Source organism: Aidingimonas lacisalsi (assembly GCF_008079445.1).
Classification (GTDB): domain Bacteria; phylum Pseudomonadota; class Gammaproteobacteria; order Pseudomonadales; family Halomonadaceae; genus Aidingimonas; species Aidingimonas lacisalsi.
On sequence record NZ_VRYH01000001.1, the window covers coordinates 246,913 to 259,714 of the forward strand.

The following is a 12,802-nucleotide window of genomic DNA, read 5'->3' on the forward strand; positions in this document are numbered from 1 at the left end:
ATCGGTCGATCCACCGGAAACTTTAGGTAAGCCGGAATATCCCTACGATTTTCCCCAGGACTTTTTATGAGTACCTCCAAAGAAACTGCGTAGCCGGCACAGCGCCTCCACATGCTGACAAGTCACAAAAAATTTCTTTAAATCAATGAATTGACTGTATATCCCTTGTATCTCGAAAGAGGTATTTCGCCTTGTTCCCTTCCCTGACACCCGGTTTATTCCGGTGATTGACCGGCTTATCGTGCGCTTGAGTTCGGCCGTGCCGCGTCATCTCGGCTCAACGGTACGGAACGGACCAGGAAAGGACCGGTGACGTGAATAACCCAAGGGGGAAGGCGATGGCTGACACTACTGCCGGTATCGGCCGCAATGCGGATGTCGAACACTGGGACGTTGAAGATCCGACATTCTGGGAACAACAAGGCAAACGGATCGCCTACCGTAACCTGTGGATTTCGATCCCGTGCCTGCTGGTCGCCTTTGGTTACTGGCAGATGTGGGGGATGCTCACGGTTCAGATGAACAATCTCGGCTTTCCCTTCTCGGAGGCAGAACTTTTCACACTGGTGGGTATTGCCGGACTATCCGGTGCGACACTGCGCATCCCTGCCTCTTTCATGATTCGCATCGCCGGGGGCCGGAATACCATCTTCCTGACCACGGCCCTGATGATCATTCCTTGTCTGGGCGCCTATCTGGCACTGCAAAGCCAGGATACACCGCTCTGGGCATTCCAATTACTGGCTCTCGTATCCGGTGTCGGTGGCGGCAATTTCGCCTGCTCGATGGCCAATATTTCCTCGTTCTTTCCCAAACACCAACAAGGTCTTGCCTTGGGGCTCAATGCCGGACTGGGCAACCTGGGCGTAACCGGCATGCAGATACTGATTCCGCTGTCGATGACCGCGGCGATATTCGCCGGCCTATCGGGCACCCCCATGGCGCTCGAGCGAGCCAGCGGCACATTGATCGGTCGTATTCCCGAAGGGACCGATACCTGGTTGCAGAACCCGGGGTTCCTGGGGGTTGTCGTATTGATCCCACTCAGTGCCGCGGCCTGGTTCGGCATGAACAACATCCGTTCCATCACCCCCAATCCCGGGCCTCCACTGGCCGCCTTCGGCAAGATTTTCGGTCTGTACAATCTCGGGTTGCTGACATCGGCCATCGGGCTGTACGTCATGCTGCCACCGCCGGTGGGGCTGGGCTGGTTCAACATGTGGTTCGCTCTGCCTTTGACCATCGTGCTGACACTCGGGTTGATGCGCCTGATACCCGGAGATATCAGGCCCAACATCCAGAAGCAGTTCGCCATCTTCCATGACAAACATACCTGGTCGATGAGTCTGCTCTACATTCTCACCTTCGGCTCGTTCATCGGTTTCTCGGCGGCGCTGCCACTCTCCATCGAAGTCATTTTCGGCTCGATGCTGGAACAGACAGACAACGGCGACTGGGAGCGCGTCGCCAACCCCGACGCCCCCAGCGCCATGACCTGGGCATGGATGGGACCGTTCGTCGGTGCCGCCATTCGCCCCATAGGTGGCTGGATATCCGACAAGGTAGGCGGCTCGATCGTCACGCAGGTCATTTCGGTGATCATGGTCCTTGCTTCCATCGCCACAGGGTACGTGATGATGCTGGCCTACAGCGCTACCGACCCCAACCAGTACTTCTGGTTCTTCCTGGTGCTGTTCATCGTGCTGTTCGCCGCCAGCGGTATCGGTAATGGCTCTACCTTCCGCAGCATCGGCGTGATCTTCGATGCGCAGAAGAAGGGGCCCGTCCTGGGGTGGACATCCGCGGTCGCGGCCTATGGCGCTTTCATCGCACCTCGGGTCATGGGCAAGCAGATCGAAGCTGGTTCACCGGAGTTGGCCATGTACGGCTTTGCGGCTTTCTACGCCGTTTGCCTGATCGTCAACTGGTGGTTCTATCTGCGTCGCAACGCCTACATCAAGAATCCCTGATTGACGAGAGCATCCACGCTATGGCGACAACGCGCTTCAAGCAGACATCGGTCCTGGTGGCCAACACCTTCGCCTTCACCATGTGCTTCATGGTATGGACGATGTTCGGCGAGATCGGCGTTCCGATTGCCGAGGAACTGGATCTCAGCGGGACCCAGTTCGGTATTCTCACCGCGGCGCCCATTCTCACCGGTGCGCTGATGCGGCTGCCGCTGGGCTCGCTGACCGACCGCTTCGGCGGCCGCCCGGTGTTCTTCATCGTGCTGGTCTGCGTAGTGCCGGCCATCTGGCTGGTGCAGTTCGCCACTCAGTACTGGCAGTTGCTGGTACTGGGCGCCTTCATCGGCCTGTCGGGCGGCGCCTTCTCGGTGGGCATCACCTACACCGCCAAGTGGTTCGAGAGGGACCGTCAGGGCCTGGCCATGGGCATCTTCGGTGCCGGCAATGCCGGAGCCGCGGTGACCAAGTACATCGCCCCCACGGCCATCGTGGTACTGGGCTGGCAGGCGGTGCCCAACATCTACGCGGTGATCATGCTGGTCACCGCCGTCCTGTTCTGGTTCTTCACCTATACCAATCCCTCCCATCGCAGTACGCAGCGGGTCTCGCTACGCGAGCAGGCCAGGCTGCTCAACGACCCTCGGGTATGGAAGTACTGCCAGTACTACTCGGTGGTGTTCGGCGGCTACGTGGGGGTCTCACTGTGGCTGACCCGCTACTACATGAATGAGTACGGCATGGGCATCCAACTGGCGGCGTTGATCGCCACCATTTTCGTGCTGCCCTCCGGGGTGATCCGCGCCTTCGGTGGCTGGCTATCCGACCGCTTCGGCGCCCACACCGTCACCTGGAGCTGCATGTGGGCCAGCCTGATCGCGCTGTTCATCATGTCCTACCCGGAGACCCACTACCGCGTAGCGGCGGCCGGTGGTGAAGGCGTGGTGGAGTTCGGCTTCGGTATCCCTGTATGGCTGTTCACCACGGCGCTGTTCGTGGTGGGCATCGCTTGGGGTATCGGCAAGGCCTCGGTGTTCAAGTACCTCTCCAACGAGTACGACGAGAACCTCGGCCTGGTCTCCGGTATCGTCGGCCTGGCCGGCGGTGTGGGTGGCTTCCTGCTGCCGATCATGTTCGGCGCCCTGGTCGACCTCACCGGGGTGGCCACCACGGTGTGGATGCTGTGCTTCGGCGTGACCCTGGTCTCCATCATCTGGATGTGGTGGACCGAGCGCCGGGCCCCCATACTGACCCGCGACGAACGGCATCCCGCGCGCCCCGCCAAGATTTGATCCAGGCCCGCAAAACGCCGCCCGCCTCACGCTATAGCGACATAAGGAATACCGCATACGGGCGGCCCTAGGGGCCGTCCAAGCCAGCGATAACGTGCCCCGCACCGGGATAACTGTTATAAGTGAAAGTGTAGGCAGCAAGCATCCTGCCATTCGGCAAGTGATTCACGCGAACATGGCTTCTGTGTTTGCTCAAAAGCGTCGCTGGGCGACGAACAGGTTATGGCTTCCCAACACCCCGTGGCACCCGGCCGCATCGTGGCCATCGGCGGCGCCGAGGACAGGACTTCCGATCTCGAGATCCTGAGACAAGTCTTTGCCCTGGCCCCCGAGGGCCAGGACGAGGTCACCGTCATCGCCACGGCGAGCAGCATTCCCGACGAGGTGTTGCCCGACTACGAAGCGGCCTTTTCTCGCCTGGGCGCCAGCCGTGTCCATTCCCTGGCCATCCGCGACCGCCGACAGGCGGCCGAAGCCGAGACCGTTCGCCGGATCGAGCAGAGCGGAGTCATCTTCTTCACCGGTGGTGACCAGCTCCGCTTGACCAACGTGATGGGCGGCTCGGACGCCCTGACGGCCATCCGCAACCGCTTGAAGGCGGGCGCGGTCGTGGCCGGAACCAGTGCCGGCGCAGCGGCCATGCCGGGCACCATGATCTACAACGGTGCTGCCGCCGATGCCCTGCGCAAGGGCGCCGTCAACATGACCTTCGGCCTCGGGCTCGTCGAAGGCCTGATCATCGACAGCCACTTTCTCGAACGCGGACGGTTCACGCGCCTGATGGAGGTCGGGGCGACCAACCCGGAGTACCTGGGCGTGGGGCTGGGCGAGGATGCCGCGGTGATCATTCATCCGAACCGGGTAATCGAAGCCATCGGCCCGGGCCATGTCATCCTCATCGATAGCCGCGATCTGGCGAGTTCGAACATCGCCGATCTGGCGATGGGAGAAGCAGTGGCCATCGAGCACCTGATCCTGCATGCGCTGGTCAGCGGTCACGGCTTCGATATCGAGGCGCGACGCTATCTTACCGCCGACGCGCTCATCACCACTCTGGCAGATCTACGATGAATATCCTCGAACACCGGGCCCTGCGGGGGCCAAACTACTACAGCCGCTACCCGGCCATCTTCATGCGTCTGGACATCGGCGAACTCGAGGAACGGCCCAGCGATACCGTTCCCGGCATCGTCGAACGCCTCCTCGGGTTACTGCCCACCCTACAGGAGCACCGTTGCTCGGTCGGCCGACCCGGTGGCTTCGTGGAGCGTCTGGAGCGAGGCACCTGGGCCGGTCACGTCGTCGAGCATGTGGCGATCGAGCTCCAGAACCTGATCGGCTTCTCGGTCGGTTACGGCAAGACCATCGACAGCTACGACCCCGGAATCTACAACGTCGTCTACCGCTACCGGGACGAAGCCTGCGGCCTGGCGGTCGGCGTCGAAGCCGTCGAGCTGGTCACTCGACTATTCCATGGCGGCGAGATCGACATGGCGGCGATCATCGCCCGCCTCAAGGCAGTACGCGACACCCACATGCTGGGGCCCTCCACCGCCTCGATCGTTGCAGCCGCCGAGCGGCGTGGCATCCCTCATATCCGCTTGAGTGACGAGAACAGCTACATCCAGTTGGGTCACGGCCACCGCCAGCAGCGGATTCAGGCAACGGTGACCTGCCATACGGACCTGATCGGCTATGGTATTGCCGACGACAAGGCCTGGACGAAGCAGGTGCTCGGCGATGCTGGCATTCCGGTTCCCCACGGCCGGGTCTGTACCTCCATCGATGACGCCCTTGATGCCGCGCGCGACATCGGCTATCCCGTCGCAGTGAAGCCGCTGATCGGCAACCACGGCCGCGGCGTGAGCACCGGCATCGATGATGACCAGGCCCTGCGTGAGGCCTTCGGCATTGCCGCCCATCGCGGCCCTTCGGTGATCGTCGAGCAATACATCAAGGGCGAGGATCATCGACTGCTGGTCATCGACAGCAAACTGGTGGCCGCCGCCAGGCGACGACCGGCCCATGTGATCGGTGATGGAGTCGCCACGCTGCAGGCCCTGGTCGACAGGGAGAACCAGGACCCGCGTCGCGGCATCGGGCACGAGAACCTGCTCACGCAGATCCAACTGGACGAACAGTCGCAGCGGCTGATCGACCAGCAGAACCTGACCCTGCAGACCGTGATTCCGAAGAACGAGATCGTCTATCTGAAGCCTACGGCGAACTTGAGCACCGGGGGCACGGCGACGGACGTGACCGACGACGTCCACCCAGAGGTACGCTACGCGGCAGAGCGCATCGCGCGCCTGATCGGTCTCGACATCATCGGCATCGATCTGCTCGCCGAGACCCTGACCCGGCCACTGGAGGAGCAGCCCGCCGCGGTGGTCGAGGTCAATGCCGGGCCCGGTTTTCGCATGCACCTGTCGCCCACCCACGGTACCGGCCGCGATGTCGGCCAGCATGTGATCGACATGCTGTTTCCCGACCCCGAGAGCAATGCGCGCATTCCCATCGTCGCGGTTACCGGCACCAACGGCAAGACGACCACGGTGCGTCTTATCTCCCACCTGCTGCGCCAGGCGGGTCGCAATGTGGGTATGGCCTGCACCGGCGCCATCGAGATCGACAACCATGTCATCATGCGCGGCGACTACAGCGGCCCCCAGGCGGCCAGCATCGTGCTGCGCGAACCCACCGTCGAATCCGCCGTTCTCGAGGTCGCCCGCGGAGGCATCATGCGCCGCGGACTGGGTTTCGACGAGTGCGACGTGGGGGTGCTGCTCAATATCGCCAGCGACCACCTGGGCGAGCACGATATCCAGAACCTGGACGAACTGGCACGCTGCAAGACGGTGGTGATCGATGCCGTGAGCCAGAGCGGCACTGCCGTGCTCAATGCCGATGACCCGCGTGTCCTGGCCGGCCAGGAGTGGGTGCGTGGCGAGACCATCCTCTTCACCATGGATCCCGACTCGCGGCCGGTCCGGCAACATGTCCGCGAACACGGGGTGGCTTTCACTCTCCACAACGAGTGCATCGTGATGCGTCAGGGCCATGTCGAGGCCGAGGTGATCCCGGTCATGGACGTGCCGATCACCTTCGAGGGACACGCCCGTTTCAACGTCGCCAACGCCCTCGCCGCCAGCGCGGCCGCCTATGCCCTGGGGCTCTCCATCGCCGATATCCAGAGGGGTCTGCAGACCTTCCATCCCACCCCCGGACAGAATCCCGGCCGCACCAACCTCATCGAAGCTGACGGCGTCAAGGTGCTCATCGACTACGGGCATAACGTGCCAGCCCTCGAGGCCCTCAGCGAGCTGGTCAGCCGGATCCCGGCGGGGCGACGCATCAGCGTGGCCAGCGCCCCGGGCAATCGCCGCGACGAGGATCTGTTCAAACTGGGCACCCTGCTCGCGCACATGCATGACATCGTCTACATCTACGAGACCGATCCTCGGGGTCGCACGCCCGGCGAGGCCGCCGGCCTGCTGCGCGACGGCGCCGAGTCGGTGGGTAGTGCCTGTCGGATAGAGATCATCATGGATGAGGCCCGGGCCGTCGACCGGGCCTTCGACGAGGCCAGCGAAGGTGACCTGCTGGTACTGCTGATCGATGACATCGCCGGGGCCATCGAGCGCTTCCAGGGCCGGCGCTTCTCGTTATCCGCCGAATCCACCGGCGAGTCGGCTTGATGGAAAGGGCAGACGAGCGCCTGCTGACGCTACTGCGGGTGGGGCGTATCCAGGCGCCGGAGCCGCTTGCGGCCACCGACATCCTGATTGCCGACGGCCGCATCGCCGCCCTGGGGCACGACCTGGCGATCCCGGCAGGCTGGCCGATCGAGGTGATCGAGGCACGTGACCTCATCGCCGTGCCCGCCTTCATCGACCAGCACGTCCACGTAACGGGAGGTGGCGGCGAAGGCGGCTGCGGTACCCGCTGCCCGGCGATCAGCGCCACCGAGATCGCCGTCATGGGTATCGGCACCGTGGTGGGGGTGCTGGGCACCGACGGCATCAGCCGCTCGCCGGCGGACCTGCTGGCCAAGGTGCGTGGGCTCAAGGCCGAAGGCATCGCGGCCTATATGTACACGGGGTCGTATCGCGTACCGCCGCCGACCCTCACCGGCGACGTGCAGCGTGATCTGGCCTGGATCCCCGAGGTCATCGGCCTGGGCGAGTTGGCAATCTCGGATCATCGCTCCAGCCAGCCTCGCCAGGACGAGATCGCGCGGTTGGTCAGCGAGGCGCGCGTCGGTGGCATGCTGGCCGGCAAACGCGGCATCTGCCACTTTCATGTCGGCGATGGGCAGCGGGGGCTCGAGCCGCTGCGCCGGCTGCTCGCGGAGACCGAGATTCCCGCCGAGCAGGTGATCCCCACTCACGTGAATCGCCACCGCACCCTGCTCGAGGAGGCCGCCGACTATGCGCTGAACTTCGCTGCCAGCGTGGATGTGACCGCCTTCGACGAAGTCGGCGAGGAGGACATTTCCGCCTTCGACGCGGTGGCGCGGCTGCTCGACCGCGGCGTACCGGTAACCCGTATCACCATGAGCTCCGACTGCAACGGCAGCCTGCCCGAATTCGATGCCCAGGGCGACTATATCGGCATGCGCGTAGCACGCAATACCGCCCTGATCGCGGACTGGCAGCGCCTGGTACACGAGAAGGTACTGCCACTCGATCAGGCCCTTGGCCTGATCTCGAGCCATGTGGCCCGGGTGCTGGGGCTGCATGACCGCAAGGGCCACCTGGCCGTCGGCCATGATGCCGACATAACCCTGCTCGACGGCGACCTCCAGCCGCAACAGACCTTCGTGGCCGGGAAGCGACTCTACGCCAGAGACCTCTCGCCGTAGTGCCGTGTAGGCCTGCCGAAGCCCCGCGTCTGTCAGCCGCCGGCCAACCAGGATAACGGGCTGTGCCGTATCGCCGCGCCGGCCATGTAGAGAAACACCAGGATGGCGGCGACAGCACCGATACCGCGTTGTCGAGGGGTACGCCCGCGTTTGATTGCAATCGTTCCCAGCACGATGTAGACCACCAGTGCGATCAGCTTGGCGGCGAGCCACGGATGCTGGTGAGGCCAGAATCGCAGCATCACCATCAAGGTGACGCCAAGGGCCAACAGTGCCGTGTCGATGACGTGCGACGCAATACGCACCCAGCGACGCTCAAGCCGTGGCGATTCGATCACCGACCACCAGGCGCGCACGATGAATAACGCAAGACTCAGCGCGGCGGCGGTCATGTGCAGATGCTTGATCAGAAAATACGTGGCCATATGCGGGTGTTCCCTGCAGTACACCGGTAATCACTATTTCACCCTGCCAGTGCTCAACCTGCCTGACCATCGGCACGAGGCGTGGCAAGCAACCTCGCATAGCGCCACACGAAGAGTGTGAATGCCAGCACCCAGCACAGCACACTCAAACTCAATGTCCAAGGAAAGAGTTGCGGCCAGATGACCGGCAACAGTGCACGCAGCACCGCCGCCAACATCATCAGCCCCAATGCCACGCCGATACCGGGTAGCGTGCGGATCGCACGGCCGGTATGCCCCAGTGACACTCGCGCCATCATCGCCAGCATCATGGTGCTCATGCCACCGATAGTGATGGCGTGCAACGCCAATGACGTACCGAGCCAGCCGAAAGAGGCCAACCCCCACATGGCCAGTCCCAGACAGACGAACGCATAGCTGCCGTGAAGCCCCCACAATAGCGGTTCATGCAGACAACGCAGCCCCTGCCAGCGACACAATCTCAGCGTGTTGGCAGCGGCAGCCGTCAGCGCGACTATCGCCCAGGTCTCAGCAGGCAACGAGGTCAGCGAGCCAATCCCCGACATGAGCACCAGCAGGGCGATCGTGCCTATCGAGACGATTTCGAGCCACAGCCAACGCGAGGGTTGCATGGTACCCAGACGGCGCGACGTAAAGAACGGAATGACCCGTCCCCCCAGCACCACCATCAGCAGTACCATCAGCAGGATCGCCATCTGAGCCCCATCGCGTACCGCCTGCCCATTCGCCTGTATGGCACCCCAGTGCATCCACCCGTTGGCAGTCGTCATGAGCAGCAGGACGGGTATGAAGATCAGGTTGCGCCACTGGCGAACCCGGATCACGGAAATGCCCAACGCCACCGCTGCCAGCGGTAGAAAGACGAGATCCACGAGCGCCGGCCAGATAGGCGCCATGTCCGGAGGGAAGGCTAGCAGCACACGTCCGGCCAGCCAGAGCATGACCAATCCACATAGGGGCCCCCCGTGCAAGCCGGGTCGCCCGGTCCAGTTCTGTACGGCGGTAAGCAGAAAGCCAACGACGATTGCCCCGCCGAAGCCGAACAGCATCTCGTGCTGGTGCCACCACAGCATACCGCCGTGAGGCATCAGCAGGATCTCGCCATGCCAGAACCCGCCCCATACCAGCATCGCTACCAGGCTGAACACCGCGCCCAGCAAAAAGAAGGGGCGGAAGGCCAGCCGCCAGAGCGGCATGACCCGTTCGATCGACCCTCGCGTGACTGGCTTGAACGAGGATGTCATCAGGCCGCCTCGAGTGCGCGTGATGGTCCGAAATGTTCAAAGTGACGGCGCTCTTCGGGCACTCCCAGTGCCGCCAGGTGCCGATCCACCGCTACCATGAAACCCTGTGGCCCGACGAAATAGCAGCGTGGTTCGCCGGCCGGCAAGTAACGCGCCAGCAGGTCGCGACTGATCCGTCCGACATGGTCGACCCGGATAGCGTCATCGGCATTTTCATAGAATGTAACGACCTGTAGTTGTTGCGGATAGTCGCGTGCCAGGGTCTCCACATGGTCGCCGAACGCATGATGGTCGCGATCCAGCGCGGCATGTAGATAGACGACCTGACGCCCCTGCGCCAGCGCTTCGCGCAGCAGCGGCAGCATGGGAGTCTGGCCGACCCCGCCACTGAGCAACATGACGGGTTCATGGCCCTCTTCCGGCAAGGTCAGATCGCCGGCAGGCGGTAACAGGTCGATACGGTCACCGACCTGGAGCACATCATGGAAATGGCGGCTGACGCGACCATCGGCCTCACGTTTGATCGAAATCCGGTAACTGCGACCGTTGGGATACGCCGATAAGCTGTAGTGACGATAGACCGGTTCACCGTCGATCGTGACCCTGACGCCGATGAACTGGCCAGCCTGAAAATCGGCGACCGGCTCGCCATCTTCCGGTTCCAGGATGAAGGAGCGGATCACGGCACTCTCCTGGCGGGTTTCGGCTATCCGGAAGGAACGCGTACCGCGCCAACCCCCGGGGGCCTCGGCAAACGCTTGATAGCGCTGACTCTCAAGATCGATCAGCAATGCGGCCAGTTCTTCATAGAGGGCGCCCCAGGCGTCGGCCACGTCTTCTGTCACGGCATCGCCCAGTACCTCACCGATGGCTGCCATCAGGCATTCGCCGACGATCGGGTACTGGTACGGCTGAATGTTCAGCGATACGTGCTTGTTGACCACCGTTTCCAGCACCTGACGGGCACGGGCGGGTTCCTGACGCAGTTGGACATAGGCCAGTACCGAGCCGGCCAAGGCGCGAGGCTGGCCACCATTGACCTGATGCGCCTGGTTGAATAGCGGTTTGACCTCGGGATAGCGCTCGAACATCAATGGATAGAAGCGCTGGGTAATGGTATTCAGGTGCTCGGCGACGACGGGGGCGGTCGCTTCAATGATTCGTTCCTGGTCTCTTGTCAGCATGGCGTTGCTCAATCCTCATCGATGGTGTTCACAATGACACCTTGAATGAGCAAGGCGCGTTCCATTACACACCGATGCGACACTTCGCCACATCGAGACGGCATGAGAACCGCCACTGCGGGATTCGATGGCGATCCTTCCTGTGACTCACGGTCGCGACATCCGCTGGCATGTCATTACGACTATTGTCAAAAAGACAATGCCGTTATCATTTCCACAATCATCCAGCGAGTGTCCGAGGTATCATCGATGACCGACTTTCTGAAAGCGTTGCGCACCCTGCTCGCCTATCTCGCCGATAACCAGGCCTCCGATACGCATTGGGCGGCGTTGCTGAAGGCGCTGGTGGGTGATTTTCCGACCGACGCCAGCACGCTGATGGTCGCCGATGGCGACGCATTCCGGCCGGTTGCGTTGATGGGGTTGAGCGATGAAGTCCGCGGACGACGCTTCGTGCTGCGGGATCATCCTCGGCTGGCCGCAATCGCCAGCCACCCTGGGGTCTGCCGTTTTCCACAGGACAGCCCGTTACCCGACCCGTTCGACGGCCTCATCGATGACGATCTCAGCCAGGTCCATGACTGCCTCGGCGTTGCCCTGCGCGATGGCGACCGCTTGACCGGGTTGCTGACGCTGGACGCCCTGAATCCCGGCAGCCTCGATGCCCTGGATGATGACCAACTGCTCGCCATCGCCCGGCTACTGGGAACCTGCCTGCGACTCGCCGAACAGTTGCAAGCAACGCGCACGCGCCTCAACGAGGCCCTGGCGCCGGAGCATCAGGCCGATGCTCACTGGCACTGGAACAGTCGCGCCATGCGCCAGCTCGACGAATCGATCGAACTCGTGGCACCGACGGACATGAGTGTGTTGTTGCATGGCGAGACAGGCGTCGGCAAGGAACTGGCCGTGCGTACGCTGCACCGCCGCTCGCAACGCCACCAGGGCCCCTTGATCAAGGTCAACTGTGCGGCATTGCCCGAGAGTCTGATCGAAAGCGAACTGTTCGGTCATCGCCGCGGCGCTTTTTCCGGGGCGACTCAGGACCGGCGTGGTCACTTTGCCATGGCCGACGGCGGTACCTTGATGCTCGACGAAATCGGCGAACTCCCCCTGTCACTGCAGCCCAAACTGCTGCGGGTGCTGCAGGAAGGGGAAATCCAGCCGTTGGGCAGCGAACGCCCCCAACGGGTCGATGTCCGCGTCGTCGCCGTCACCAATCGTGACTTGGGTGCCGAAGCCGACGCGGGACGTTTCCGCCAGGATCTCTACCACCGACTCAGCGCCTTTCCTCTGCGAGTGCCACCGCTGCGTGAACGGCCCGAGGACATTCCCCTGCTGGCCGGCCATTTCCTCGAAGCCAACCGGATCCGACTGGGGCTGAACAACCTGCGACTCGATCAGGACGGCGAGACGGCGCTGCTTGCCTGGCACTGGCCCGGCAACGTACGTGAACTGGAGCATACCCTGGCACGGGCGGCACTGCGTGCGCTGGGCGAACGCGTCTGTGTCTCGACCAGCGATCAGCGCCGCGCCATGGCCCTGATTACACGTGACCATCTGGACCTGCCTCTGGAAGCGCCTGCCAGGCCGGTCGAGCCCACCGCAGCTTCGCCGGACGTTCCGTCACCGCAGGCGACGCTCACCCTCCGCGCCGCCACCGAGCATTTCCAGCGACAGCACATCCAGTCGGTACTGGAGGCGCACGAGGGTAACTGGGCGGCGGCGGCACGCTCACTGGGAATGGACCCGGGCAACCTGCACCGACAGGCACGACGCTTGGGCCTCAAGGCGTGACCGCCGAG

At 63.0% G+C, this 12,802-nt stretch carries 9 protein-coding genes; 6 read left to right on the forward strand and 3 right to left on the reverse strand.

The window, feature by feature from the left end; all coding sequences use genetic code 11:
- Window positions 1–338 precede the first annotated feature (338 nt).
- The 5 genes from FVV99_RS01100 (at window position 339) to iadA (ending at window position 8,123) form a co-directional block, all read left to right on the forward strand.
- Window positions 339–1,970 (forward strand): MFS transporter, encoded by a 1,632-nt coding sequence (locus FVV99_RS01100; protein ID WP_148252158.1) that lies wholly within the window; start codon window positions 339–341, stop codon window positions 1,968–1,970.
- A gap of 20 nt (window positions 1,971–1,990) precedes the next feature.
- Window positions 1,991–3,259 carry an MFS transporter gene (locus tag FVV99_RS01105; RefSeq protein WP_148252159.1) on the forward strand — a complete coding sequence of 423 codons (1,269 nt, stop codon included), beginning with the start codon at window positions 1,991–1,993 and terminating at the stop codon, window positions 3,257–3,259.
- A gap of 222 nt (window positions 3,260–3,481) precedes the next feature.
- The gene (locus FVV99_RS01110) at window positions 3,482–4,330 is read left to right on the forward strand and encodes a cyanophycinase (protein ID WP_148252160.1); all 849 of its coding nucleotides are present in this window, start codon (window positions 3,482–3,484) and stop codon (window positions 4,328–4,330) included.
- Window positions 4,327–6,957, forward strand: coding sequence for a cyanophycin synthetase (gene cphA, locus FVV99_RS01115; RefSeq protein WP_148252161.1), 2,631 nt, complete (start codon window positions 4,327–4,329; stop codon window positions 6,955–6,957). The genes FVV99_RS01110 and cphA overlap by 4 nt, the downstream gene beginning before the upstream one ends.
- A complete protein-coding gene (gene iadA / locus FVV99_RS01120) occupies window positions 6,957–8,123 on the forward strand; it encodes a beta-aspartyl-peptidase (protein ID WP_148252162.1) in 1,167 nt (388 codons plus the stop codon). The genes cphA and iadA overlap by 1 nt, the downstream gene beginning before the upstream one ends.
- Before the next feature lie 32 nt (window positions 8,124–8,155).
- Here the strand turns inward: iadA and FVV99_RS01125 are convergent, their stop codons facing one another.
- Genes FVV99_RS01125 through hmpA form a run of 3 tightly spaced genes read right to left on the reverse strand, consistent with a single transcriptional unit; the run spans window position 8,156 to window position 10,997 of the window.
- On the reverse strand, window positions 8,156–8,548 hold the full coding sequence (locus tag FVV99_RS01125; protein ID WP_148252163.1) for a SirB2 family protein: 393 nt from the start codon (window positions 8,546–8,548) through the stop codon (window positions 8,156–8,158).
- A gap of 53 nt (window positions 8,549–8,601) precedes the next feature.
- Window positions 8,602–9,813 (reverse strand): NnrS family protein, encoded by a 1,212-nt coding sequence (locus tag FVV99_RS01130; protein WP_148252164.1) that lies wholly within the window; start codon window positions 9,811–9,813, stop codon window positions 8,602–8,604.
- The gene (hmpA, locus tag FVV99_RS01135) at window positions 9,813–10,997 is read right to left on the reverse strand and encodes an NO-inducible flavohemoprotein (protein ID WP_148252165.1); all 1,185 of its coding nucleotides are present in this window, start codon (window positions 10,995–10,997) and stop codon (window positions 9,813–9,815) included. The genes FVV99_RS01130 and hmpA overlap by 1 nt, the downstream gene beginning before the upstream one ends.
- A gap of 249 nt (window positions 10,998–11,246) precedes the next feature.
- Here hmpA and norR point away from each other — a divergent pair, with 249 nt between their 5' ends.
- Entirely contained in the window at window positions 11,247–12,794 is a 1,548-nt protein-coding gene (gene norR / locus FVV99_RS01140; RefSeq protein ID WP_148252166.1) for a nitric oxide reductase transcriptional regulator NorR, read from the forward strand.
- Window positions 12,795–12,802: the final 8 nt, after the last annotated feature.

What these genes read in the sequence shown, in the direction of transcription:
- FVV99_RS01105 (WP_148252159.1), top strand. Translation starts at nt 1,991, where the DNA reads ATGGCGACAACGCGCTTCAAGCAGACATCGGTCCTGGTGGCCAACACC.
- hmpA (WP_148252165.1), bottom strand. Translation starts at nt 10,997, where the DNA reads ATGCTGACAAGAGACCAGGAACGAATCATTGAAGCGACCGCCCCCGTC.
- iadA (WP_148252162.1), top strand. Translation starts at nt 6,957, where the DNA reads ATGGAAAGGGCAGACGAGCGCCTGCTGACGCTACTGCGGGTGGGGCGT.
- cphA (WP_148252161.1), top strand. Translation starts at nt 4,327, where the DNA reads ATGAATATCCTCGAACACCGGGCCCTGCGGGGGCCAAACTACTACAGC.
- FVV99_RS01125 (WP_148252163.1), bottom strand. Translation starts at nt 8,548, where the DNA reads ATGGCCACGTATTTTCTGATCAAGCATCTGCACATGACCGCCGCCGCG.
- FVV99_RS01100 (WP_148252158.1), top strand. Translation starts at nt 339, where the DNA reads ATGGCTGACACTACTGCCGGTATCGGCCGCAATGCGGATGTCGAACAC.
- FVV99_RS01110 (WP_148252160.1), top strand. Translation starts at nt 3,482, where the DNA reads ATGGCTTCCCAACACCCCGTGGCACCCGGCCGCATCGTGGCCATCGGC.
- norR (WP_148252166.1), top strand. Translation starts at nt 11,247, where the DNA reads ATGACCGACTTTCTGAAAGCGTTGCGCACCCTGCTCGCCTATCTCGCC.
- FVV99_RS01130 (WP_148252164.1), bottom strand. Translation starts at nt 9,813, where the DNA reads ATGACATCCTCGTTCAAGCCAGTCACGCGAGGGTCGATCGAACGGGTC.